At 65.5% G+C, this 25,617-nt stretch carries 18 protein-coding genes; 8 read left to right on the forward strand and 10 right to left on the reverse strand.

From position 1 onward, the window contains the following. Positions 1–57: 57 nt before the first annotated feature. The 5 genes from ACXAD2_RS01215 to ACXAD2_RS01235 all read right to left on the reverse strand — a co-directional run bounded on the left by ACXAD2_RS01215 (position 58) and on the right by ACXAD2_RS01235 (position 5,138). Positions 58–1,455 carry a glycosyltransferase family 87 protein gene (locus ACXAD2_RS01215; RefSeq protein WP_475165829.1) on the reverse strand — a complete coding sequence of 466 codons (1,398 nt, stop codon included), beginning with the start codon at positions 1,453–1,455 and terminating at the stop codon, positions 58–60. Positions 1,456–1,469: 14 nt separating this feature from the next. Then, positions 1,470–2,234, reverse strand: a complete 765-nt coding sequence (locus tag ACXAD2_RS01220) for an SDR family NAD(P)-dependent oxidoreductase (RefSeq protein WP_475165831.1) — start codon at positions 2,232–2,234, stop codon at positions 1,470–1,472. Positions 2,235–2,244: 10 nt separating this feature from the next. Beyond that, a complete protein-coding gene (locus ACXAD2_RS01225) occupies positions 2,245–3,573 on the reverse strand; it encodes a TRAP transporter large permease (RefSeq protein WP_475165833.1) in 1,329 nt (442 codons plus the stop codon). Beyond that, positions 3,566–4,054: a TRAP transporter small permease gene (locus tag ACXAD2_RS01230; protein WP_164181466.1), complete on the reverse strand. Its 489-nt coding sequence runs from the start codon at positions 4,052–4,054 to the stop codon at positions 3,566–3,568. The genes ACXAD2_RS01225 and ACXAD2_RS01230 overlap by 8 nt, the downstream gene beginning before the upstream one ends. A gap of 79 nt (positions 4,055–4,133) precedes the next feature. Further along, entirely contained in the window at positions 4,134–5,138 is a 1,005-nt protein-coding gene (locus ACXAD2_RS01235; protein WP_475165835.1) for a DctP family TRAP transporter solute-binding subunit, read from the reverse strand. Between the two features lie 194 nt (positions 5,139–5,332). Here ACXAD2_RS01235 and ACXAD2_RS01240 point away from each other — a divergent pair, with 194 nt between their 5' ends. The 4 genes from ACXAD2_RS01240 to ACXAD2_RS01255 are packed head-to-tail and all read left to right on the forward strand — an operon-like array spanning position 5,333 to position 9,777. Further along, a complete protein-coding gene (locus tag ACXAD2_RS01240; protein ID WP_475165836.1) occupies positions 5,333–6,145 on the forward strand; it encodes an IclR family transcriptional regulator in 813 nt (270 codons plus the stop codon). A gap of 10 nt (positions 6,146–6,155) precedes the next feature. After that, on the forward strand, positions 6,156–7,325 hold the full coding sequence (locus tag ACXAD2_RS01245) for an acetyl-CoA acetyltransferase (RefSeq protein ID WP_475165838.1): 1,170 nt from the start codon (positions 6,156–6,158) through the stop codon (positions 7,323–7,325). After that, positions 7,322–8,950, forward strand: a complete 1,629-nt coding sequence (locus ACXAD2_RS01250) for an acyl-CoA synthetase (protein WP_475165839.1) — start codon at positions 7,322–7,324, stop codon at positions 8,948–8,950. Before ACXAD2_RS01245 ends, ACXAD2_RS01250 begins: the two co-directional genes overlap by 4 nt. Then, the gene (locus ACXAD2_RS01255; protein ID WP_475165841.1) at positions 8,947–9,777 is read left to right on the forward strand and encodes a PPC domain-containing DNA-binding protein; all 831 of its coding nucleotides are present in this window, start codon (positions 8,947–8,949) and stop codon (positions 9,775–9,777) included. Before ACXAD2_RS01250 ends, ACXAD2_RS01255 begins: the two co-directional genes overlap by 4 nt. A gap of 82 nt (positions 9,778–9,859) precedes the next feature. Here ACXAD2_RS01255 and ACXAD2_RS01260 read toward each other — a convergent pair whose 3' ends face one another. The 5 genes from ACXAD2_RS01260 to ACXAD2_RS01280 form a co-directional block, all read right to left on the reverse strand. Then, the gene (locus tag ACXAD2_RS01260) at positions 9,860–12,442 is read right to left on the reverse strand and encodes a hypothetical protein (RefSeq protein ID WP_475165842.1); all 2,583 of its coding nucleotides are present in this window, start codon (positions 12,440–12,442) and stop codon (positions 9,860–9,862) included. 206 nt (positions 12,443–12,648) lie between these two features. Next, a complete protein-coding gene (locus ACXAD2_RS01265; RefSeq protein ID WP_475165844.1) occupies positions 12,649–13,983 on the reverse strand; it encodes an HlyD family type I secretion periplasmic adaptor subunit in 1,335 nt (444 codons plus the stop codon). Further along, positions 13,976–15,916 carry a type I secretion system permease/ATPase gene (locus ACXAD2_RS01270; RefSeq protein ID WP_475165847.1) on the reverse strand — a complete coding sequence of 647 codons (1,941 nt, stop codon included), beginning with the start codon at positions 15,914–15,916 and terminating at the stop codon, positions 13,976–13,978. The genes ACXAD2_RS01265 and ACXAD2_RS01270 overlap by 8 nt, the downstream gene beginning before the upstream one ends. Positions 15,917–16,055: 139 nt before the next feature. Further along, a complete protein-coding gene (locus tag ACXAD2_RS01275) occupies positions 16,056–18,938 on the reverse strand; it encodes a hypothetical protein (protein WP_475165851.1) in 2,883 nt (960 codons plus the stop codon). 66 nt (positions 18,939–19,004) lie between these two features. Next, entirely contained in the window at positions 19,005–22,259 is a 3,255-nt protein-coding gene (locus tag ACXAD2_RS01280) for a beta strand repeat-containing protein (RefSeq protein WP_475165853.1), read from the reverse strand. A gap of 828 nt (positions 22,260–23,087) precedes the next feature. On the opposite strand from ACXAD2_RS01280, the gene ACXAD2_RS01285 reads away from it, so the two are divergent. From ACXAD2_RS01285 to ACXAD2_RS01300, 4 genes are all read left to right on the forward strand, one after another. After that, entirely contained in the window at positions 23,088–23,717 is a 630-nt protein-coding gene (locus ACXAD2_RS01285; RefSeq protein WP_475165856.1) for a helix-turn-helix transcriptional regulator, read from the forward strand. Continuing rightward, positions 23,718–24,212: a hypothetical protein gene (locus ACXAD2_RS01290; protein WP_475165859.1), complete on the forward strand. Its 495-nt coding sequence runs from the start codon at positions 23,718–23,720 to the stop codon at positions 24,210–24,212. A gap of 282 nt (positions 24,213–24,494) precedes the next feature. Next, the gene (locus tag ACXAD2_RS01295; protein ID WP_475165863.1) at positions 24,495–24,812 is read left to right on the forward strand and encodes a hypothetical protein; all 318 of its coding nucleotides are present in this window, start codon (positions 24,495–24,497) and stop codon (positions 24,810–24,812) included. A 197-nt stretch (positions 24,813–25,009) separates the two neighbouring features. Further along, complete coding sequence (locus ACXAD2_RS01300) at positions 25,010–25,585, forward strand: hypothetical protein (RefSeq protein ID WP_475165866.1); 576 nt, start codon at positions 25,010–25,012, stop codon at positions 25,583–25,585. Positions 25,586–25,617: the final 32 nt, after the last annotated feature.

Consider the following 25,617-nt stretch of genomic DNA (forward strand, 5'->3'; position numbering starts at 1 on the left):
CGGGCACTGCGGGTCACGGCTTTGCGCCCGCGCGTCAGCTGGCCGCGGGCCCGCAACTCACACGGTCGGACGCTCGACAGGCTGGCCCGCGGCGCGCGGGCGGGGCCCCCGTGGGCCGCGCTCGCGTGTCTGCGCAAGCGGCAGGTCCAACGCGGCGCCATGCCGCGCCACCAGCGCAAACACAGCTAGGAAGGTCCAGAAATAGAGCGAGCCGACCGTGACCCGCGCCGCCAAGACATCCGGCGGGCTGATCACCACCAGGACCAAGGGCACCGCCAGCGCCATTGAGGCAAATCGCCCGGTCCAGCCGCGGCGGTCCCAAAGCTCAATCAGGATCGGCACGGCCAGCAAGAAGTAATGCGCCCAGCCGATGGGCGACGCGAGCAGCGACACCAGCAGACCGACGGCAGAGGCCAGCATCACCGGCGGGCGGCGCCACAGCGCCCAGCCTCCGGTGGCCGCCAGCAAGGCAAGGCTGGCCCAGACACCAAACGCGCCCAGCCCGATCCGGTGCAGAAATCCCGCGACCGACCCGTTGGTCGGAAAGACGTCGCGCGCGCCCTCGCTGGCCAGCAAGTCAAACCATTGCGCCCAAGTCTCGCCGCCATAAAGGCCGAGCGAAATGGCAACCAGAGCCAGAAAGCTTGCAAACGCGGCCATGGCGGGGGCGATATGCCCGGCAAGCAACAGCACCACGGGCCAGACCAGGAAGTTGGGCTTAACCGCCGCCACCACGCCGATCAGCACACCCGCAAGAAGCCTCCGCCTGCCTCGGCGCAGGCTGATCCAGGCCAAGACCGCACAAAACGCCAGCGGGATATATATCTGCCCCAAATGCAGCGTGTCCCAGAAAGACCCCAAAGCGAGACACCACACGACGGCAACCGTCGGCATGGCGTCGCCGTAATGCACCTTCAGAAGTCTCAGCAGGGCGATGCCAAGCACAATGGAGATACTCCACCAACCCCAATAGGACTGCGCGATCTCGAACGCGGCGAAGCCCTCGAACAGCGGCAGCACCGTCGGCGGGTTCAGGTTGAAATTATATCCTGAAAACCATGCCGTCTGGAGCAAGAAGGTCCGGTCATGAATGGCGTAAGGGTTCTCACCAAGCGCGGCCGCCTCGCCTGATCCGTAAAAACTGCTGAAGTCCAGAATGCCCTGCGTCGGCAGGCTCCAGAAAAGGCTCAGGATCAGGCACATTGCGTAGAACGCCAACTCGAAACGACCGTGCCGCCCTGCGCTGTCCATTATAAACCTCCTAAATACATCACTTTTTTCCAAAGCCTCCGCGTTGCGCGAAAAGATGTCAACGCTCGCGCCGCCCAAAGGGACACGGCGCCGCTTGGGTGTTGCGACTTGGTAAAAACCGTCAGCACGAGAGGACGGACGCGCCACTAAGCCCGCCGCCCCCTGCTTCTTCTCTTCAAAAATACGCAGATCCGGCGCGGCCACCCGCGCCGCGCCGCTCAGCCGCGCAGCGCCGGCAGCCCCACCCCGGTGGACTGAAAGCCGCCATCCGAAGCGATGGTCTGCCCGGTCACATAGCTCGCCCGGTCCGAGCACAGGAAGACGATCACCGAGGCGATCTCATCCTCCGAGCCATAGCGGTTCAGCGGGATCGCATCGTGATAGGCGGCGATGATCTCGGGCGAATGCACCGCCATCGCCAGTTTCGTGCGCACCGGGCCGGGCGCCACGCAATTGGCGCGGATGCCGTATTCGCCCAGTTCCGCCGCCTGTTGCTGCGTGAGCTGGATCACCCCGGCCTTGGAGGTGCCATAGGCCACCCGCAGCGTCGAGGCGCGCAGACCCGAGATCGAGGCGATGTTGACGATCGCGCCCTGCACCTCTCTCAGATGCGGCACCGCCGCCTGCGAGCAGAGGAACACCCCGTCGAGGTTGGTCGCCATCACGGTGCGCCAGCGCTCGAATGTGGTGTCCTCGATGGGGCCGAAATCGGCGACCCCGGCGTTGTTCACCAGCGCGTCGATCCGCCCGAAGGCCCCGGCCACTTCCTCGATCATCGCCGCCACCTGATCGGGCTGCGAGACGTCGCAGACCACCGGCAGCACGCCCTCGAGCTGCCCGGCCTCTTCCATCAGCGCCTCGGCGTCGCGGTCGATCATCGCCACGCGGCGGCCTTCGGCGAGGAACTGCTTGGTGGTGGCAAGCCCGATGCCGCGCGCGGCGCCGGTGACGATCGAGGTCTTGGGGGCTGTCTTCTGGGTCATGGCATAGTCCTCAATTGGCGGGCCCGAGCAGGGCAAGGGAAAGCTGCGGCACCAGCCCGATCACCGCCAGCCCGACCCCGCAGACCAGCAAAAAGGGCAGCGCGCCGCGCGCAACACGTTCGATCGGCAGGCGGGTGACATTGGCGGCGACGTAAAGGTTGATGCCCACCGGCGGGGTGATCAGCCCGATGGCGAGATTGACCATGACCAGCACGCCGAACCAGACCGGATCCCAGCCCAGTTCGCGCACCACCGGCATGAAGATCGGCAGGCAGATGAACATCACCGTCACCGCGTCCATGAACATGCCCGCGATCAGCAGGATCAGCATGATCACCAGCAGGATCACGCCCTCATTGCCGGAAAGCCCCAGCAGCGCGCCCGAGTAGCTGCCGACCAGATCCTCCACCGTCACCACCCAGCCGAAAAGGCTGGCATAGGCGACGACGAGCATCACCGTGGCCGAAGACGCCGCCGCATTGGACAGCGAATGGTAAAGACCATCCAAAGTCAGCGTGCGGTAGATCAGCCCGCCGACCAGCAGCGCGTAGACTGTGGCGACCAAAGCGGCCTCGGTGGGGGTGAAAATGCCCGAGTAGATGCCGCCCAGAATGACCACCGGTGTCATCAGGCCCCAGAAGCTCTCCTTGAACGACAGCCACAGCCGCGCGCCATAGGATTTCTCGGCATGCGGCATGGGGCTTAGCTTTTCCAGCGAGGCGGCGTGCCCGGTCTTCGGCTTGGCGAAGGGCAGCGTCAGCAGCATCATCGCCCCCATGAAGAGCCCCGGCAGAATGGCGGCGAGGAAGAGATGCGAGATCGAGGTCTCGGCGATCACCCCATAGATCACCAGCCCGATCGACGGCGGGATGACGATCGACAGCGCCGCGCCGGTGCAGACGAGGCCCGCCGCATAGGGTTTGGGGTAGCCGTCTTCTTCCATGCCCTTGATGATCATCGGCCCGATGGCGGCGACCGAGGCCGGGCCCGAGCCACTCACCGCGCCCCAGAACAGGCACACGGTGGTCCCGACCACGCCCATACCGCCGGGGGTGCCGCCGATCAGCACGCGGAAGAAGCGGATCATCCGCTCGGCGATCCCGAGCGAGCCCATCAGCGTGCCCGCGAGGATGAAGAAGGGGATGGCCAGCAGCGAGAATTTGGTGATCCCCGTGGCGATGAGATCGCCGGCGAGTTCGAGGCCAAAGCCGATCTGCCACATGGCGTAGATCGCCGAGAGCCCCAGCGAGAAGGCCACCGGCACGCGCAGCGCCAGCAGGATGAAGAACAGGATCACCATCTCGGTGCCTGCGGGAAGTGCGGGGATCAGGTCATACATCGGGGATGACCTCGTGATCCTCGCCGGTGCGCCAAACCACCCATGCGTGCTGCAGGTAGCGGATCAGCACCAGCGCAAAGCCGAAGGGCACGGCGGCCTGATAATACCACGCGGGGATCTGCAGCCCGTAAGAGCGCATGCCGTTGCCCATCATGTTGGTCATCGCCTGCCAGGAAAACCACGCCGAGAGCACCAGCAGCAGCGCCGAGGCCAGCACCGACAGCGCAAAGACCACCCGCCGCGCCGGGCGCGGCAGCAGGTCATGCACCAACCCCACCGCCAGATGCTCGCCGCGGCGCGCGGCGATGGCGGCGCCGAAGATGGTCAGCAGCAGAAAGCCGTTGGTCAGCAGCTCTTCGGTGGCGGCCAGCGAGTAATGCGTGCCGTAGCGCACCACGACATTGGCAAAGCCGAGAAAGGTCATGGCCAAAAAGAGCACCGCGCAGATGATCTTCTCGGCCTCGCGCAGGATGAAGGCCATTGCCCCTCCCTTGGATCAGCAGGCGAGTGTCTTGGGGACGAAAGACGTGTCCCCGCGGGGACACGCCGTTTTTCGGGGGTTACTTCGCGCCGTCGATGGCGGTCTGGAAGCTCTGCACCAGCTCGGCGCCGACCTTGTCTGCCCATTCGTCAAAGGCGGGCTGGGTGGCCTTCTTGAAGGCGGCAAGTTCCTCGGCCGACGGCTCATAGACCTCCATGCCCTTCTCGCGCAGGAAGTCGATGCCCGAGGCGGTGGCCTCGCGGCTGATCTCGCGCTGGTAGCTCATCGCCTCGGTCGCGGCGCTCTGCAGCTTGGCCTGCGTGTCGGCGTCATAGCTGTCCCATTTCTTCTGGCTGATGCCGATGAAGATCGGGTCATAGGAATAATGCCATGTGGTCAGGTACTTCTGCACCTCATAGACCTGCTGCGGGATGATCACCGCGCCGATCGGGTTTTCCTGACCGTCGACCACGCCCTGCTGCAGCGCGGTCATCGTCTCGCCCCACTGCATCTGCTGCGGGTTGGCGCCGAGCGCGTTCATCACGTCGATATACATCGGGCCCGCGACGCGCATGTTGAGGCCCTTCATGTCCTCGGGGGTCTTCACCGGGCGGGTGTTGTTGGTCACCTCGCGGAAGCCGTTCTCGCCCCATGCCAGAACGATGATGCCCTTGCCCTTGAGGATCTCGGCCAGCTTGGCGCCGGGCTCGCCCTGCGTGGTGGCATCGACCTGCGCGTAATCGGCATAGAGATAGGGCAGCGAGAAGGCCGCCATCTCGGGCACCAGCGGCGTCACGTTGATCGCCGAGGTCACCACCAGATCGAGCGCACCGCGGCCGACCATCTCGGCCTGACGCATCTGGTCGCCACCGGCAAGCTGCGCATTGGGGAAGACACGCACCGAAAGATCGCCGCCGGTCGCCTCGGAGAGCAGTTCGGCGAATTTCTCGGACCCTTTGTGCCAGGTCGTGGTGTCGCCGGTGTTGTGCGACAGGCGCAGGGTTTCTGCGGCAGCCGCGCCGACCATCATCGCGCCCGCAAGCACGGTTGCCAGGGCAGTGCTGCCCAGTTTCGCAAATGTCATTCTGTCCTCCCAGAGTTCGGACCGGCACCGGCCCCCGCCTCGCACGGCCTCCCTGCCCTGCGCTGCGATCCACATCATGGAACAGTTTCATTGCCACGGACAAGAAGAACTTGCAATATTGTGAAAGGAACAAAATATTGCGGGGCAACTTTGCGAAGTCTCGTGGGAGGAGGCGGACCATACAGGTCCATATTATGGAACAGGTGAAGGCAGATACCGGCGCACTCGCAGGCAGCCAGAGCGTCGACCGGGCGCTGGCGCTGCTCGGCATGGTCGGGCGTCGCCCGCTGGACGGCGCGAGCCTTGGCGAGCTGGTCGCGGAGTTGGGGCTCAACAAGCCCACCGTGCGGCGGCTGATGCTGGCGCTGATCCGCAACGGCATGGTCGAGCAGAACGAGGAGAGCCGGCGCTACTTCCTCGGCGAAGAATCCTATATTCTCGGGACCTTCGCCGCGCATCGGCATGGGCTGCTGGAGTTGTCGTTCGAAACCCTCGCGCGGCTAGCGCAAGAGACCGGGGACGCCGCCTTCCTGTCGATCCGGCGCGGCTTTTCCTCGCTCTGCCTGCACCGCGAAGAGGGCACCTATCCGATCCGCACCTACGCGCTGATGACCGGGCGGCTGCACCCTCTGGGCGTCGGCGCGGGCTCGCTGGCGATGCTTGCCTCGCTGCCCGATGCCGAGGTCGAGGCGGCGCTGGCCGCCAATGCCGCGCGGCTCGAGGAAGACTACCCCGGCCTGCCGCCGGACCAGATTCGCGCCCGAGTCGCCGAGACACGGGCCAAGGGCTACGCGCTGAACCCCGGTCTGGTGTTCCCCAACTCATGGGGCATGGGCGTCGCGCTGCGCCGCCCCGACGGCGCATTGGCTGGCGCGCTGTCGCTGGCCGCCATCGAAAGCCGCATGCAGCAGCCGCGCCGGGAGGAGCTTGTGGCGCAGCTCAAGGCGGCGGCGCAGGAGATAGAAGGCACGCTCGCGCAGCTCTACGCCGCGCGCACCCGCATTTGAGGAGGACAACATGCGAGACCCACAGATCGTCGGTTGGGGCCACACGCCCTTTGGCAAATCCGAGCACCCCGACACCGAAAGCCTGATGGCCGCCGCCGTCAGCGAGGCGCTGGAGCACGCCGGGATCACCCCCGAGGACGTCGACGGCATCTTCACCGGCGTGTTCAACAACGGCTTTTCGCAGCAGGATTTTCAGGGCGCGCTGGTGGCCATGGGCGACGCGCGGTTCGCCCATACCCCCGCCACCCGCTACGAGAACGCCTGCGCCACCGGCTCGGCGGCGCTGCATGGCGCGATGGATTTCATCGCCGCCGGGCGCGGCCGCATCGCGCTGGTGGTGGGCGCCGAGAAGATGACCGCCACCCCCACCGCCGAGGTCGGCGATATCCTTCTGGGCGCCAGCTATTGCAAGGAAGAGGCGGACATCAGCGGCGGGTTCGCCGGGCTCTTCGGGCAGATCGCGGGCAGCTATTTCCAGCGCTACGGCGACAAGAGCGAAGAGCTGGCGATGATCGCCGCCAAGAACCATACGAACGGCATGGCCAACCCGCTGGCGCATATGCGCAAGGATTTCGGCACCGCCTTTTGCAACACGGTCTCGGACAAGAACCCGATCGTCGCGGGGCCGCTGCGGCGCACCGACTGCTCGCTGGTCTCGGACGGGGCGGCGGTGCTGGTGCTGGCCGATGCAGAAACGGCGGCAGAGATGCAGCGCGCCATCGCCTTCCGCGCCCGCAGCCACGTCAACGAGATCATGGCGCTGTCGCGCCGCGACGTGCTGGAGTTTGCCGGTGCCCGCCGCGCGTGGGCGCAGGCCTTCGAGACCTCGGGGTTGACGCTCGACGATCTGTCGCTGGTCGAGACGCACGATTGTTTCACCATCGCCGAGATGCTGGAGTATGAGGCCATGGGCCTTGCCGAGCGCGGCGACGGCGGGCGGGTGATCCGCGAGGGCATCACCGCCAAGGACGGCAAGCTGCCGGTCAACGCCTCGGGCGGGCTGAAGTCCAAGGGCCATCCCATCGGCGCCACCGGCGTGTCGCTGCACGTGATGGCGGCGATGCAGCTTGCCGGGGACGCGGGCGAGATGCAGATCCCCGGCGCCGAGATCGCGGGCGTGTTCAACATGGGCGGCGCGGCGGTGACCAACTACGTGTCGATCTTGGAGCGGGTGAAATGAGCGCCGCCGCCATCGACCTCTCGGGCGGACTGCCCCCCGTCTCGACGCGGGTGATGAACCTTGCCAACTTCCTCACCGAAAGCGCCCGGCGCCACCCGCAGGACGTGGGCTTCGTCTGGGGCGCGCAGACATGGACATGGGCCGAGATGGAGGCGCGCTCTGCCGCCTTCGCCGCCGCGCTGTCGGGCAAGTTCGGCCTGAAGAAGGGCGACCGGCTGCTGGTGCAATCGGCCAACAACAACCAGATGTTCGAGGCGATGTTCGCCTGCTGGCGCATCGGCGCGGTCTGGGTGCCCGCCAACTTCCGCCAGTCGCCCGAGGATATCGCCTTTCTCGCGCAAAGCTCGCAGGCCAAGGGGATGCTCTGCGAGGCCAGCTTCCCCGAGCATGCGGCGGCCTGCGCGGGCCTTGGCTTTACCATCGGCATCGGGGACGGTCTGGGGGAGAGCTACGAGACGCTGGTCGCCGACCATCTCGGCCAGCGCCCGCCGCAGGCGGAGGTGCAGCGCGACGATCCGTGCTGGTTCTTCTTCACCTCCGGCACCACCGGGCGACCCAAGGCGGCGGTGCTGACCCACGGCCAGATGGCGTTTGTCGTCACCAACCACCTGTGCGACCTGATGCCCTGCACCGGACCCGAGGATGCCTCGATCGTCGTGGCGCCGCTGTCGCATGGCGCGGGCATCCACCAGCTCGCGCAGGTGGCGCATGGGGTGAAGACCATCCTGCCCGCAGGGGCCAAGTTCGACCCCGATGAGATCTGGGGGCTGGTCGCCAAATGGAAGGTCACCAACCTCTTCACCGTGCCGACCATCGTCAAGCTGCTGGTCGAGCACCCGTCGGTGCACGACCATGACCATTCCAGCCTGCGCTACATGATCTACGCGGGCGCACCGATGTACCGTGCCGATCAGGTCCGCGCGCTGGAGGAGCTGGGGCCGAAGCTGGTGCAATATTTCGGGCTCGGCGAGGTCACCGGGAATATCACCGTGCTGCCGCCCGCGCATCATTCGGTCGACGATGCCGCGATGCGGATCGGCTCCTGCGGCTTTGCCCGCACCGGCATGCAGGTGCAAATCCAGGACGCCGAGGGGAATGAGGTCGCGCCCGGCGAGACCGGCGAGATCGCCGTCATCGGCCCTGCGGTCTTTGCGGGCTATTTCGACAACCCCGAGGCCAACGCCAAGAGTTTCCGCAATGGCTGGTTCCTGACCGGCGATCTGGGCCATATGGATGCCGAGGGCTTCGTCTATCTGACCGGCCGCGCCTCGGACATGTATATCTCGGGCGGGTCGAACATCTATCCGCGCGAGATCGAAGAGAAGATCCTGCTTCACCCCGAGATATCCGAGGTTGCCGTGCTGGGCATGCCCGACCCGGTGTGGGGCGAGATCGGCGTCGCGGTCTGCGTGGCGCGCGGTTCGGGCGTGGCACCCGAGGCGCTGCTCGACTGGCTGGGGCCGAAGATCGCCCGCTACAAGCTGCCGCGCCATGTGGTGTTCTGGCAGGAGATGCCGAAGAGCGCCTATGGCAAGATCACCAAGAAGATGATCCGCGAAGAGCTGCTCGCGCGCGGCGATCTGCCCGAGCCTGAGCCCGAGCCCCGGAAGGCCTCGGTACAATGAGCACTCTGCAACTTCTCAGCCATCCCGGCCCGCGCGCCGAGGCGCGTTTTGCCGCGCTGCCCTGCCGCGCGCAGCCGGTGGAGATCCGGCTCGCGGCGGGGCAGAGCTTTGAGCGGGCGGTGGTGCAGGGCTTTGCCGAGGCCGGGTTCTCGGCGGGCTATCTGCGGCTTGCGGACATCGGGTTCGAGCGGCTGACCTATGTGATCCCCGCCCCCGCGCCCGGCGACGGGCGGGCGGCGTGGTACAGCAAGACCTATGTGCTCGAGCGCGCCGAGATCGCAGAGGCCGGGCTGCATCTGGGCATGAAGGACGGCGCGCCTTTCCTGCATTGCCATGGGCTGTGGTCCGGCGCGGGAGGCCCGCTGCGCATGGGGCACCTTCTGGCGGCGGAGTCGGTGCTGGCCGAGGCGGTGACCATGAGCGGCTGGGGCATCACCGGCGCGGCGCTGGAAGTGACGCCGGACGCCGAGACCGGCTTTGATCTCTTTGCCCCGCGCGCGGTGGGTGAGGCAGGCAGCGGGCACCCGGCCCTGCTGTGCACCCTGCGCCCCAATGAAGACCCGCACAGCCTGCTTCCGCAACTTGCCGGCGGGATGGAGCGGGCGCGGATCGAAGGGATCGGCAGTCTGGTGAACACACGGCTCGAGACCGGCACGCTGGAGAGTTACGCCACCGAAATGCTGCTGCGTGCCGGGCGGCTGACCGGCGAGAGCGTCATTCTCAACGCCGCTTCGGTGGGGTTTGACGGCACGCCAATGACCGGCGTGCTGCGCCCGCATGAGAACCGCATCTGCATCACCGCCGAGCTGTTGCTGATCAGGGAATAGCCCCCCGATCTGCCCAGCCCGCCAAGCTCTGACGCATCCGCCTCATCTTGCATCCACCCTGTCTTGCATCCACGCACCGCGCCTAGCTGAACAGGAAGGCATCCGCGCCAGAGGCGAGGCTCAGAGGGTCGAAATGCAGGTAGTCCGTGCGCAGCGGCTCGCCGCCATCGGGCTGCCCGATCAGTTCGATCCTCTCACCGGGGCCGAGATCGAGGCCATATAGCCTATGCTGCGCGGCCCCGGCGGGGGTGACGATGGCATCGCCGAAGGTGCCATCCCACAGCCAGCTGTCCACCTCCGCGCCATTTAGCCATAGGCTCATCCGACTGACACCGTCGCTTTCGTCGAAATAGCCGATGGTCAGATCGTAAAGCCCCGCCGCGCCGTCAAAATCGTAGAGCGCGCGCTGATCCGGCCCGCCGCCCGCCTGCAGATAGGCGCCGCCGGAGGCATGCGGATTGGTGACGACCTGAAAATCCTTGGTGATCTCCAGCGTTTCGGCCTCGACGGTGAACGGCGCGCTCGCTGTGGGCGCGGGCCGGATGTCGATGTAATCGGTGCGCAGCGGCTCGCCGCCATCCGCTGTGCCCGCCAGTGTCAGCATGTCGCCCGCGTTTAGCGTGACGAAGGGGATCACCCGCTTCATCGCGGCGGCCCCGGTGACGGTGTCCCCGGCGGGATCGGCATCCCAGACCCATGCGTCCAGTGTCTCGCCATTCACCTCGAACCGCAGGCTGCTTGCGCCGTCCGCTTCGTCGAAATAGCCGATGATGACGCTGTAAACGCCGCCCGGCCCCGCGAAGCTGCCCGACGCCGCCGCCGTGCCGCTGCCGGTGCCGGTGGCCTGCACGTAGGCGTCTTCGGACGCCCACGGGTTGTGCTGCACCGCAAAGCCGCTGCCGAGATCGAGGTCTTCGGCCTCTGTGCGGCCAAGGCCGATCTCGCTGGGTGGGCGGGTGAGGTCGCTGTATTCGACCACATAGCCGAAGGCCTGGTTCGGGTTGGGCGGCACGCCATTGTCGGCCCATGTGCCGGTGGCGTAAAGCGAATGCACCGTCAGATAGTCCTCTCCCGGCGGCTCGAACCACGCGTTGTTCAGCTCGGACCCGCCCCAGTCGGCATAGGTCAAAGCGCCGGAAGAGCGTGTCCAGAAGACCTCCCCGGCCTCGGGCCCGGTCGCCCATTCCCAGACGCCCTCGACGCGTTCGTCGGTGCCACCGGCCCAGACGTTCGGCGGGGTCATCGCGAGGATGAAGTCATTCTCCTCGGCCGAGGTGATCGTGGCGAGATAGCCCGGCAGACCAAGGTGGCTGCGGCTCTCGGCTTCGGCCTTCGCCTCGGCCCAAGTCAGCGGCCCTTCGACATATTGATACCAGTGCCCGTTGCCGCCCTCGGCCTCGGACCATTGTACGATCTCGCCCAGTTCCTGTTCCTCAAAGGTGGAGATGAACACGTCCCAACCGCCATTGGTGTCGTCCGCCACGAGGTTGGATGCGCCGCTGGTGAAGACGATCCCCGAACCGTCCGGCAGAAACTCGGGCCAGAAACTCATTCCGTCTCCGATCTCGCCCGCGACATTGGTCGAGACCGCCGTCACCGTCCCGCTGATCAGGTCCTTGATGAAAATGTCCCATTCGCCGTTGCTGTCGCGCACCGAGAGGCTGCTGGTGTCGCTGTAAAAGGCGATCTTGGTGCCGTCGGGCGAGAACACGCCGCCATAGCTGTCGCCGATCCACTGGTTGCCGAAAGCGTCGGTAGAGACCATCTCGACCGCGCCGGTGATCAGATCCTTGATGAAGAGGTCCTGCGAGCCATTGCCATCATGCGCGACGAGGTTGGTCGCGCGGCTCGCAAAGAGCAGCTTCGTGCCATCTGGCGAGAAAGCCCCGCCCGAGCTTTCACCATTGCCCTCTGTGCCGTCCGCAGCCACCGAGACGCGCGTGACGGCGGCGGTGGTGAGGTCCTTGATGAAGACATCTCCGACACCATTGCCGTCGCCGTCGACAAGATTGTCCCCGCGGCTGGAGAAGGCGAAGGTCGCTCCGTCCGGCGAGAAGGAAGAGGCACCGCTGGAGCCATTGGCCCCCTCGCCCGCTGCATTGCTCGAGATCAGCGACACCGTGCCGGTGGCGATATCCTTGAGAAACACCCCGTATCCCGTGAAGTCGACGCCCGGCAGAAGATTTTTTGCGGTGCTGAAAAAGGCGACCTGCGTCCCGTCGGGCGAGAACCGCGCGCCATTGCTGGTCCCTTCGCCAGCCACGCCCTGCGCATCTGACGAAATGAGCATGTCCTCCCCGGTCAGCAGGTCTTTGAAGGCCACCGCCTCATCCGCGATGTATGTGCTGCCCGGCGGGTAGCGGTAGGTGACCCCAAAGGCGACCCGCGTGCCATCGGCAGAAATCGCCGGGTTCCAGCCGCCTTCTTCGGTGGCGGCGACACTGGGATCGACGGTGAGCCGTTGCACAGCCCCGGTCGTCAGGTACTTGAGGTAGATGTCGCCATAGATGTTGACGTCTTCGGGCACCAGCTTCGACCCGCTCAGAAAGACGAGCCATGTGCCATCGGCGCTCAGATGGCCTTGGCTGCTTGCCCCATCGCCCTGCACCCCATCGCTGTCTGTGGAAACCAAATCGACCGATACCACCTTCAGTTGCGTCGCCATGACCCTACCCTCCAATGATCTGTTCAAAATCGCTTAAATCTATGTGTCTTCCGGGCCCTTCGCGGCGCGGGCGCGCTCGCAGAGCGATCTTGCATGGCAGTCTGGCATGGAATGGGGGCCGCGCTCTTGACGGTGATCATCGTCGCCGGAAAACCCGCACACGAGGCGCGCCGCCTGACCCAATTCGCGGATCGGGCGGCGCGGCGTTATTGCTCGCGGAAGGCGCGCGACATGCTGTCGAGGATCGGCTTGCTGATATAGGCCGCGAAGGTGCGGGTCTGGGTCATGATCATGATCTCGACCGGCATCCCCGGTGTCGGCGCGAACCCGGGCACCCGGCCGACCTGCTCTGGCGGCAGCGAGATCCGGGCGATGTACATCTCCTGCCCCAAGCTCATCTCCGGATCATGCAGCGAGTCCGCCGAGATATAGGTGACCTCGCCCTGCAGAACCGGCGTGGTGCGCTGGTTCAGCGCTATGAGCCGCACCGTCGCCTCCTGCCCGACCATCACGCTGTCGATGTCGGTGCGGGGGATCTGCACTTCGATGATCAGCGGCGCGTCGGCGGGCAGAAGCTCGACGATGGGCTTGCCGGTTTCGATGACCCCGCCCGGCGTGTGGAAATGCAGCCGCACCACCGTGCCGGTCACGGGCGCGCGCACCACCGAGCGGTCCAGCACGTTGCGAGCCTTGCGCGCCTGCTCGGTGATGCTTTCAAGGTCGGCCTCGATCGGCCCCAGCTCGTCAAGCGCGGTCTGGCGATAGACCGCGCGCGCGGCGCTGATCTCGCTGGTGTATCTCAGGACCATCTGGCGGATCTCGTCGACCTCGGCATCGAGCCGCGCCAGTTGCCCCTCTGCCTCGGCCTGTATCCGGCGGATGGCGTTCAGTTCGGACTTCTGCACCAGATTGCGCTCGAAGAGCTTGTTCTTATCGGCGAACTCCTCCTTCAGGATGTCCGCACGCAGGCGCAGGAACTCGAGCTGCGAGACATAGCCGCTCTCGCGCACCCGCAGCGCATCGATCTGCTTTCGCAGCAGGGTGATGTCATTGGCCAGCGATTTGCGCGAGACCGCATGGGCCAGCCTCTGGCTGTCGAGGATCGCGGCGAACTCGGGATCCTCGGCCTCTGAGGTCAGCGCCTCGGAAAACACCATCTCGGTCTCTTCGCGATATTCGGCATAGAGCCGTTCGGCAATCGCCCGCAGCCGGTAGCGCCGCAGGTGCAGCTCGCGCTCGCTGGCCTGCGCGGCGGTGCGATCGAGGCTCAGGATCTGTTCTCCGGCGTGAATGAGTTGCCCTTCCGAGACATAGATCTGCTCGATGATCCCACCTTCGAGATGCTGCACGATCTTGTTGCGGCCGGTGGCGACAAAACTGCCCTGCGCGATCACCGCCGCGGCGAGCGGCGCGGCAAAGGCCCAGAGCGCAAAGCCGCCGAAAGCCGCGACCATAAGGCCGAGGCCGAGCACCGCGAACTTGCTGACCGAGCAGGGAACCTCTGCATACCACGGGGCGTCGGTTTCGATCAGATCACTCATGCGGGCCTCCTTCCGAGCCGGTGACAGATTTCGGCGGCGCCTTGGGCCCGTTGATCTTGGCCAGAACCGTCTCGCGCTCGCCAAACAGGGCGACCCTGCCATCGGTCAGCAGCATGATCTTGTCGACAACCCCAAGCAGCGTCGGCTTTTGGGTGATGACGACGACGGTGATGCCCTTGGATTTGGCGTGCTGCAGCGCCTGCGCGAGCGCCTTGTCGCCCGCCACGTCGAGGTTCGAATTCGGCTCGTCCAGCACCAGCAGGCAAGGATTGCCGTAAAAGGCGCGGGCCAGCGCGATGCGCTGCTTCTGCCCGCCGGACAGGGGCGAGCCGTCGGCGGCCACGAGCGTCTCATAGCCCTGCGGCAGATTGGCGATCATATTGTGCACATCGGCCAGAACGGCTGCCTCGTGAATGGCGGCGTCCGTGGCGTCGCTGCGCATGCGCGCGATATTGTCCTTGATGGTGCCGGGAAACAGCTGCACGTCCTGCGGCAGATAGCCGATGTTCTCGCCGAACTGCCGCGGATCCCAGTTGCGAATGTCCATCAGATCCAGCCGCACGCTGCCCGAGGTCGGCAGGATCGAACCCACCAGCATCTTGCCAAGCGTGGTCTTGCCCGCCCCGGAATTGCCGATCACCGCCAGCGTGTCGCCGGGGCTGAGGGAAAAGTTGATTCCGTTGAGCACGACCTGCTTGGTCCCGCCCGGCACGTAGAGCAGCCGTTCGACGTCGAGCCGCCCCTGCGGATGCGGCAGCCGCAGCTTCTCGAATTTGTTCTGCGTGGAGCGCAAAAGGCCGGAGACCCGCTCGCTCGCCCCGCGCGTGAGCAGAAAGGTGTTCCACCCCTCGATCGACCCTTCGATCGGCGAGAACGCCCGCCCCGCGATGATCGACGCGGCAATGACCATGCCGCCGGTGATCTCGCCCTCGATCGCCAGAAACGAGCCCCAGCCAAGGATCGCGATCTGGGTCAGCAGACGCACCGCGCGCGAGATCGAGGCGAAGATCACGTTGCGGTCCTGCGCGCGCACCTGCGCGCCGAGCGAGGCTGCTGTGTCCCGGCCCCAGATCCGCACCGCCTCGGGGATCATCGCCAGAGCGTTGATGATCTGGCTGTTGCGCGACATGGAATTGAGATGCTGATTGGCCTTGGACTGGGCGATATTGGCCTCGGCGAACTGGCGCGAGGTCGCCCGCTGGTTGGCGAGGGCGATGACCATCAGCAACACCGCGGTGACGAGCACGATCAGCCCCAGTTCGGGATGCACCAGAAAGATCGCAAGCATGAACAGCGGCGCGAAGGGCACGTCGAGAAAGGCGATCAACGTCGAGGAGACCAGAAAACTGCGCATCTGCTGCAGATCGCCCAGCGTCTGATACTCGCGCCCGCTGCCGTGCAAAGAGGCATGCGCCGCGGCGCTCAGCACCGGCGCGCCAAGCCGCGTGGCGACCAGAACCGCCGTCCGCATCAGGATGAAGCGCCGGATCGCGTCAAACACCGATTGGAACAGGATCGCCCCGACGATGATCACGGTCAGCATCACCAGCGTGTCCAAGGACCGGCTGGTCAGCACCCGGTCGCTGATCTGAAAGAGGTAGATGGGGATCGACAGCAGCAGGATATTGGTGGCGAAGGTCAGCACGCCGACGACCGCAAGATTGCGCGTCACCGCGCGCCGGACGTCGCGCAGGATCCGGTCAAAGCGCTCTGGATCCTGCCTGCGGTGGAATTTGACCGGCGGCTTGCCATTGCCGCCGCCCGCGCCGGACTTGCGCATGATGGGCTCATTGGCGCGCGCCTCGATGGTCGTTCCGAAACCGTCCTGCCTGTGGCCCGCGGCGGTGCCATCGTCGCGCATTTCTGTCCTGCGACGCTGTTGCGGTGCCGCGTCGGACCCGGCGTCGAAGGCGCGTCGCTGCGGGGCGGTCATGCGACGCTCCCGCGAGGGACAGCCCCCGCCGGTTCAAAGTTGTAAAATAAGCCGGTCAAATCACTTGTCCTTCTGAAAATACGTCAAGTCAGACAGAAAAATTGTCCAAAGTGGTGAGTGGTGGGTGGTCTCAAATACGTCAGGTCATCGCCGAGGACAGGTCGTCGGCCTGCATCAGATCCTTCATCTGCCCCATCTCGGCTGCGAGGTCATCGAGCTGCTGCTCGGCGGCAAGCTCGGTTTCGGCAAGGAATGCGACGGCCTCGGACAGCAAGTCGCCGCTCTCGGGCACCGGCTCGTCGACCAGCGACGCCTGATGGATGAGCAGATCGGAATAGGCTCCCTCCGCGGCCATGACCTGCGAGTCGATGCCGATGTCGTCAATCGAGGCCATGTTCATCAGCGCGTTCTGCCCGATGACAAGCTCCATGTCTTCGGGCAGCGCGTCCGGCAGGCGGACATCGTCATTATCGGTGAGCGCCGTGGTCTGCTCGACGATACGCGCCTGGATGAGATCGCCCTCGACCATCAGCACACGCGCGTATTCGAGCCCGGCAAGCGCCGGATCCTGCAAGAGTTTTTCGCGCAGGATATCCATGTCGTCATGCATGCCCGCAACGATCTCCGACATGGTCTCGGTGATCTCCACCGCGGTGTCGACGCCGGTCTTTTCGATCCGCGCCTCGTTGAGCAGCATGTTCCCCTGCGGCGCCTCTTCGGCCTCATCCGCGGCCATTTCGGCAAGCGGCGCATAGGCGTCCGAGCCATCGGGGTCTGCGACCTCGGGCGGCTCATCCTCCTGCTCGGGCGGTTCGGCCTCCGCTGGCACGTGGTCTGCCTCTGCCCGGATGTCTGCTGCGGTTGGCGTTTCGGCGCGGTCCTCCAGTTGCACCCCGGCCTCTGCCGCCTCGTCCAACGTCCGGTCCATTTGCTCGGCCATCTGCTCGGCCATCGCTGCTGTGGCAGCCTCGGCGATGGATGTGCCCGGAGCGTCGCTGGTCGCCTCGCGCGGCGATGGTGCGGGCTGCGGATCGGGCGGGGCAGAGGTCGTGCCCGCCGAAGCCTCGGTGACCTGCCGTTCAGAGATGGTTTCGGTCTCGACCAGCAGCACATCGGGCTCGATCGGAACACCATCCACCGTGCCAAGCACTGCGGCCCCCGGCGTTGCGGGCACATCGGTCACCTCCGGCGTTTCGGGCACGACTTCGGGCACAGGTTCCGGCAGGGTCTCTTGCAGGGTGTCTGGCACGGATTCAGACACGGCTTCGGGCACGGCGACAACCGGATCGGGCTCTTGCTCTGGCTCTGGCAGCCCCTCGATCCGGTCATCGTCTTCCAGCGACAGCTTCTGGCTGATGGCGTTGATCTCGATGAAATCGCCCTTCACCAGTATCTGGTCGTAGTTGAGCCCCACCGCGAGCACATGGCTCGCGTTGAACAGCGTGTTGTCGCCAAGGATGAACGCGCTGGAAGAGGCCGCGATGGTCACGCCGAAAACGTCATTGTCGAAGGCTTCGATCAGCTGGTTGATGTGGTGGGACACGATGAGATCGCCGTCGATCCGGTCGAGGTAGAGCCATTTCGGCGCCGCGCCATCGCCAGAGATTTGCTCTGTCTGGCGGGTGATGGGGGCCGCGGTTTCACTGATCTCGGCGATCTGGGTCACCGTGGTTTCCTGCAAGGCGTCGAGCTGCGCACCGATGTCCTTGTTCGACACGGCGGCGACCTGTTCGATCTGGTCAAGTTCGATCCATGTGCCGCCCGCGGCGATCACCGGCGCGTCGACCCATGCGGTCGAGATCGAGGCTTCGTTCACCGCTTGATTGCCGCCCGTCACGAGGCTGTGCCCGTCTTCGAAGTCGCGATTGACGCCAGCCTCTTGCGGCAGGTCGCGCGGGGCCACGCCAGCATCCGAGCTGTCGGAGGCGTCTTCGGTGCGGTGGTATTCTGGCAGCAGGTCTGTCCACTCCGGCGCCTCGTCGCTGCGCGTGCCGTTGACGAACTGGCCCACCGCGTCCTCGCCATAGTGGACGGCCCGCTCGACCGTCGGCGTCTGCGGGTCTGTCTCGGTCGGTTCCGGCACCACGTCCGGCAGCACGTCTGCGGTCGCCGCTGTGACGGCCTGCGAAACGGCCTCGAGCGGAGCACCCGACGAAACCGGGGCATCGGACGCAACCGCCTCTGCGTCCGCCAGAGCGGCCTCCTCGGTCTCTGCGGGCGGTGAGGTGGCCGCCATTTCCGTCGGTTGCGGCTCCGGCGCGACAGGGGCTTCGCTCGTCTGGGCCGCTTCTGGACCGCTCGCCACCGGAGTATCCGCGGCGGCAAGCGACGACAGGGTGACCGGCGCAGGCGCATCGGGCAGAGCCGCCTGCCCCGTGTCCTCCGCCTCGGCAGCCAGAGCCTCGGCCCGCGCCGCCAGCATCGCTTCGGCCATCGCCTCGGCCTCTGCCAGATGCGGCACCACGCCAAGATCGGGCAGGCTGTCGGTGACCAGTTCCAGCGCCTCCGCCTCGGCGGCCATCGAAGGGCCATCGCTCAGGTCATCGCTCTGGCGCGGGGCAAACCCCGTCTCGCCGAGCACATCGTCATCGCGCAGCCAGATCTGCTGATTGATGATGTTCAGCACCGACCCCGGATGCGGCAGATCCGGAAGGATCGGCGGCGGCGGAGGCGGCGCGTCCGGCGTGTCGAGCGCGGGAAGCGGCGTCGGGGTATCGGGGATCTCTATGGTTGCGGTCTGCCACGGCGCGTCCGGCTTGCCCGGGTCGATCGGCGGGACATAGGGCAGCGGCACCGGCGGCAGTTCGAGATCGAAGGCATAGGACAGCGGCGCGACATTGCTGCTCACAAGATCATAGCTGTGCTCGATCACCGGCGAGACCTCCTCGAGCCCATCAAGCTCCATGGTCTTTGCCCGCAGTTCGAACTCTTCGTAGATGTCCCGGAGCCGCGCCTGATCCACCGACAGATCAAACAGGCCGATGAAATGGGTGATCGTGTCGGTTGTTCTGTCTGGCCACATTGGTCTGCTCTCATAAAAAGCGCCGGGACCGCAAAACGCGGTCCCGGCAGGGGGTCATGTTATCGATCAGGCATCGTCTTCGCCGACGCTGGTGGCAGTCATCGAGCCGCCGACCATGGTCATATCGACGCTGTTGCCGAGCACATTGGCGCCCATCACGATCGATTGGTTGAACGCGCTGGTGTCGACCACGGCCGCGGCCGATGCGTAGGACTCGCCCGTGACGAACCCGTCATCGCCATTGCCCGAGCCCCAGGACCCGGCGTTGCCGCCTGCCCCGCCGGCACCCGAGTAGGCCCCGCTGGCGTCGCCGCCATAGACCTCGCCGCCGGTTCCGGCCCCGCCGTAGGAGGCGCCAGAGACCGCGCCGCTGTCGCCGCTCATCGAGGTGGCTTCGCCGCCGGCGCCGCCCATGCCCGAATACGCCGTCCCGGTGGCCGATCCAGTGCCGCTTGCGCTGGAGTTGTCATCGGTCCAAGCCGCACCGCCATAGCCGGCGATGGCCTCGGCCATACTGTCGGCAGAGCCGTCGGTCTCGGATTGCGCGAAGACATCGGCATAGCCGCCGTCGCCGCCGCTTCCGGTCGCGGTGCCCGCGCCGTCAGCCGCCGAGTCCGCGCTGGTGGTCGCCGTCGAGGTGCCACCGGCGCCGCCCGCGCCCGCCGCCATGATGTCGGCGGAGGCATTGCCGTCCGCGGTTCCCGACACATCGCCGGAGGTGCCGCCGGTGCCGCTGGTCATGGCGTCAGCCATCGACGAGCCATCCGAGGTGCCGCTGCTTGCCCCGCCTGCACCGCTGGTGCCGGTGTTGGCGTTGTCGAGCGCGATCGAGCCGTCGGATGTGCCATCGGCTGCACCCGAAGCGCCGCCGGTGCCGGTGTTCGCGGCATCATTGGCGCCCGAGCCATCGGCGGTGCCATTGGCGTCACCCGCCGCGCCGCCCATGCCGGTATTGGCGGAATCCGCCCGTCCCGAACCATCCGCGGTGCCCATGACATCCGAAGCGCCGCCCGCGACCTCCGAGGCGGCATCCGCCGCGCCCGAGCCGTCGTTGGTGCCGCTGGCGTCACCGCCCGCACCACCGCTGCCGGTATTAGCCGCGTCAGCCCGTCCCGAGCCGTCGGCCATGCCGGTCAGATCGCCGGTCTCACCGCTGGCGACATCGGCCGCGGCATCCGCCGCGCTCGACCCGTCATTGGTACCCGAGTTCGATCCGCCGTCACCGCCGGTGCCGGTCGATGCGGCATCTGCCGCGCCCGAGGCCTCGGAAGCGCCGTCGACATCGCCGCCGTCACCGCCAGCGCCCTCGGCCATCGCATCGGCCGCGCTGTCGTTTTCGGCTGTGCCGCTGACGTCGCCGCCACGGCCCGCGGTGCTGGCGTTCTCGTTCCAGCCGTCACCGCCGTCACCGGCATCGCTGTCGACGTTCTGCTCACCGGCGCCAAGCCCGACGGTCTGGGTGTTGGGCCCATTGTCGGCGGAAGAATCGCCGCCCGCGGCATCCCCAGAGGCATCGCCGCTTTCACCGCCATAGCTGTCGCCGGTGCTGTCGGCATCGCCCTTGGCCTTGGCAAGCGCCCCGTTCAGCGACTCGCCACCGTCGGAGTCGCCGTCGGTTTTCGCCTCACCCTCGGCCTTGGAGGCGCTCAGGTTGTGGCTGTCACCGCCGTCGGACTCGACCGTGGTGTCGGCCTGACCGGCGGACTCGGCCACGGACTCTGCGGTCGCATCGCCGCCATCGCCGGTGGTGCCATCGTTGTCGGCGGTTCCATCGGCATCCGAGGCGGCTTCGCCATCATTGGCCCCGCCTTCGCTGGCGTGATCGCTCGCGGCATTGCCTGCGGCATCGGCATAGGTCTCGCCATAGCCTTCGCCGCCATAGCCGGTGCCGTCGGTGTCAGCCTGACCGTCGCCAGCTGCCGAGGACTTGCCATCAACGTCGCCACCATAGCTGGTGCCGTCGTTCTGCGCTTCGCCGGTGGCATCGGCCTCGATCGTGGCGTCGGTATCACCGCCGTTGCCGGTCGTCGTGGTGGTGTCGGCATCGCTCGCCGCGTCGGCATAGGCCTCGCCGTAATTGTCACCGCCGTCGCCAGCTTCGGAATTGGTGTCCGCCGCGCCCGCCGAGTCTGCCGTGGTGTCGCCGTCGGTATCGCCGCCGTCACCCGAGGTGCCGTCTACAGCGTTGTCGCCATCGACCGCAGACTCGATGGTATCGGCGTTGTCACCGCCATCCGCCGCGCTGCCGGCCAGTCCGCCGATCGCCCCGGACAGACCAAAGCCAGTGCCCGTGGCATCGCCGTCCCCGGCTTCGCCGCCCGTGCCTTCGGCATCGTTCTGCGTGTCGATCACATTCTCTGCGGTGCCGGTGTTGTCGGCATCGCCGCCGTCGCCGCCGTCAGCCGAAGACGCGGTTTCCGATGTGGTCTCGACGGCGCTGTCGACCGCGCTGTCGGCATCGCCGGAATCGCCAGCATCGCCCCCCGCAGCGTCAGAGATGGAGTCGCCGCTGGTACCGCCGGTTGCGGTGGCCATGCCGCCAGCGCCATTGGCGCCGTCGCCATCACCGGCGATCGACTCGCCGCCCTCGCCGGACGCGCCGCCTTGGGCATCGGCGCTGATGCCGTCCGCCGCCGAGGCGGTGCCACCCTTGGCGTCGCCATACTGATAGAAGCCCGCGTCATTGGACACGCTTGCCTCTTCAAGATGGTCGTTGTCTTCGAGCCAGGCCGACTGGTTGTTGATCGACATGAAGTCATTGCCGGCGCCGGTCAGCGCATCACCCACGGTGGTGTTCTCGCCGACATGGAAGTCATCGCCCGGATCGTAGTTCAGATCGCCGCCAGCGGTCATGTCATCGCCGGGATCATTGGTGATGTCGCCGCCCGCGGTCACATCGTCACCGGGGTCGTAGCTCAGATCGCCGCCCGCGGTCAGCACGTCGTTGATCGAGGCTTCGTCGGAGAGATCGAGGTCGACCACATCATCATCGCGCGGGATCCATTCGCCCTCGCCGAAGTCGATGTTGATGTCATTGCCGTTCGACACGGTGTTGTCGTTGTCGGCCGATTGCTGCTGGCTCTGGTCCTGAGCTTGATCCTGGCCCTGATCCTGACCTTGCTCTTGGCCCTGATCATTGCGGACGTCCGTGTCCTGCGATTGCTTTTGCTGCTGCGCGGTCAGATCCGCTTCCTTGATCGAAATGTCGCCAGCGTCGACATCGGCATTGAGGGTTTCCACCTCTGCCTTGCCAATCGCGACGGCATCCGACATTGCGCGCGGATCTCCGCCCATACCATGCATGTTTCTATTGCTAGCCATAATGCATTCCTTTTGCGAAAAGGCACCATTGGCCGCCAGTCATCTAAAAGGCAGCATGAAGGGTGCGTATTGCGTCGCACTAGAAATTCCGGCCCAGAAACTGGACCGATGCGACTTCAGGATAGAAAGATATATTTGGAGTACGTCTTCTCTTTGCTTCACCCTCCTAAACAGGGTCGAAGGTTCAAAAAGCCGATCTGATGAATGATCATCTCGGTGTAACAATCCTGCCGAGTGCGCGGCGATATGGCCATATAGCATTTCGGGCTATAGACCGGACAGCCTGGCAGAGCACTCAGTTACGCATTGTTTTTAAGTGCAAAAATTGCCCTATGCGGGTCACCAAGCGGCGTCTTACAGGCCATTTCGCGCGACAAACGCCCAATGAGGGACGGCGGCGGGGCACCCCGGCGAGCTCTCGGCCTAGACCCGTGGCTAGGGTGCCCTAGAGCTTTGTAAAACTGACCAAACATTCACCCGGCACCACCAAAACCGCCCAAGGATGTATCATTTCTGTCGATTTCACCTGCTCCTTTGGGTATAGTCCACTGGCGAGAGGGCGTTTCTGTCGCCGCAATTTGCGAATCTGGTCTCGGCCATCATTTTATGGTCCGCATTATTTTGCGCCTTATTCCACTCGCGCTGTTTTCCTAATATTGGTCTTTCACATCTTTTCAAATTCAAGCCTGCACCGTGCGAAAATTGTCCGGAGGGGCCAAATTGCAAGAAGTAGACACATTCATCGGCAACTCATTGGGTGGGGATGCAGAGGTTTCCTTTATTGGGAATTCCCTGTTTTACGGCCCTCAGGTCATCAGAAATATAGAATTGGAATTTGGAATTCGGGGGCAGCGGTACGACAGTCTTCTCGCCGCGGCCAAGGCCCGCTCCGGCTCGGCGTTTCAGCTTGTGCTGGTGGATCAGATGCATGCCGAGGATCTGCTCGAGCTTTGCACCAGCGGGCGCTTCGATCCGGGCATGGCAACGCTGGCGCTCGCCTATCGCGACGCGGAGGTTGCGCGCAACTTCCTGCGGCGCTGGTACGCAAAGCTCGACACGACAATCGGCTTTTTGCCGATGAATGTCGCGCTCGAGGTCTGGCTGTCGCTCGTGCGGCTGCTGCTGCATGGGCAGGTGGTGCTTCCCGATGAGCTGGTCGCCAGCAGGGCCGCGCTCGGCGACGCGCCGCCCGCGCCCAAAGACCCGCCACTCTGCGCCCTGCCCCCCACCGGCCTGTCCTCGACTGGCCTCAAGCCGCTGACACTGCGCGAGCAGGAAGTGCTGGAGCTCATCGCGCGCGGTGAGAGCAACAAACGGATCGCCGCAGAGCTCGATATCACCGTGCATACGGTCAAGCTTCACGTGCACAACCTCGTGCGCAAGCTGGACGTGCCGAACCGCACCGCCGCGGTGAGCCTGTATTTCGAGCAGCAACAGCAGCAGGGGAGTGGGCGCTAGATGCAGGATGACGACCCGTTCTTTGACAAGCTGTTGCTGCGGATCGGGCGGCTCAACTACGTCTGGACCAATACCGAAAGTGTGCTGATCCATTTCATCGCCGGGCTTTTGGGCACCGACAAAGAACGCGCCGTCATCGTCTTTCTGACCCTCAACACGACGCGCGCGCGGCTTGATCTGGTGGAACGTCTGGCGAAAACCGAAAGCCGCCCGGCGGCGGATCGCGATGATATTCTCGCCTGTACCAGCCAGCTCTCCGCTCTGGCCCGCCTGCGCAACCACTACAATCACTGCATCTATTCGTTCGACAGCGAGAGCGGCAGCTACAAGACCATCCTGATGCGCATCGCCGACCGCAAGACCGACATCCGCATGGGCCGCAGCGGCGAGATCGACGACGCCGAGATCGCGCGCATCGAGCAGACGATCACCCAGCTTGGCGCGCTGAACGTGCAGATGTGGGACCTGATCAAGCGGCGGGCCTTTCCCATGTAGGTCTTGCATGTGGGGTGTTGGCCCGCCGCCGGTGCGGCAGACCGCGCCCAGACGACAAAACGCCTTGGCGCCGCTCGGCCGCCAAGGCGAAAGGTCCTAAAATAGGGTGCGGCGCTTCCCACTCCGGAAACCATTTAACAAAACACTGACTAAATGACGCCGCGTCGTATCGGTAGCATGGGTGGGCGGGCTCGCCAAGAGATTATCATTTTGATAAATTCAATTCCGCCCCGACCGTGACATTTGTTGACGTCGCGCGCGGCCTGTAGGAACAATGGCGCCATGGACAAGCTCAGCTCAATTCTGCAACTGCGCGAAATGCTTCGGCAACTCGAGCGCGATGTCGGCCTCGAGGATCTCAGCCGCTTCGAGCGCGACGTACTGCTGGCGGCGCATGGGCTGTGCGAGCGTCCGGGCGATGTCATCAGTTCCGAGCAGATCCGCGAGCATGCGCTGGTGCGTCCCGCCGCGCAGGCGACCTTTTACCGCGCCATCCGCACGCTGCTGGAACGCGGGCTGCTGGAACGCGCCGCCGACACCAAGGCGAAATCCTATGTGGTGCGCAGCGATCTGGTGGGCTCGCCCCTGCCGCTGCCTTGACGCGCGGCTTTAGGGGCCTGCTTTAAGGGACCGCTCTTAGGGGCTGGCCTTGCTCCTCAGACCGAGCCCCGCGCATTCGCGCAAAGGCGGCCTGTCCCGACGGCCAAGTCAAAGAGAATTGCGCGTTACCTTTCGATGCCTTACCGAGGGTGAACCGAGCCTTGGCATCCTGCGCGCTTACCCTCTGAGACACGGACGTGACGAAACTTCTGAACATTGCGGTTGTGGCCCTGGCCTACATCCTAGCCCACGGGCTTACGGCGGTGCTGATCACACCGCTGCAATCGCGGCTGCTCCCGGACATCACCGTCTTTGCCAGCCTCGTCTATCTGCCGCATGGGGTGCGCGTGCTGTCCACATGGCTGATGGGGCGCATCGCCTTTGTGCCGCTGTGCATCGGCGCCTTCCTGTCGGAAGCGCTGTTCACCCCGGCAGAGGTCAGCAGCGCCGCCGACCCGGTGATCCTGCTGTCGATCGCCGTCGGCGCGGCCTCGGCGCTGCTTGCCTTCGAGGGGCTGGCGCTGGCGGGATACCGGCTCTATGCCCGGCAACAGCGCGAGATCCACTGGAAGTGGCTGCTGCTGGCGGGCACGCTGGCTTCGGTGATCAATTCGGTGGGCCAGTCGCTGGTGTTCTCGGGCGACATGCTGCCCGACCATTCCTTTGCGGTGCTGGCGGTCTATGCGCTGGGGGATCTGATCGGGCTGATCGTCACCACCTTTGCGCTGATGCTGATCTTTCGCTGGTTCCGGATCAGCGGCGCAAAGCGCTGATCCGCCGCCGCGCCCGACAGGTGACGGGCGCA

The organism is Salipiger sp. ABN3_019 (assembly GCF_056158605.1).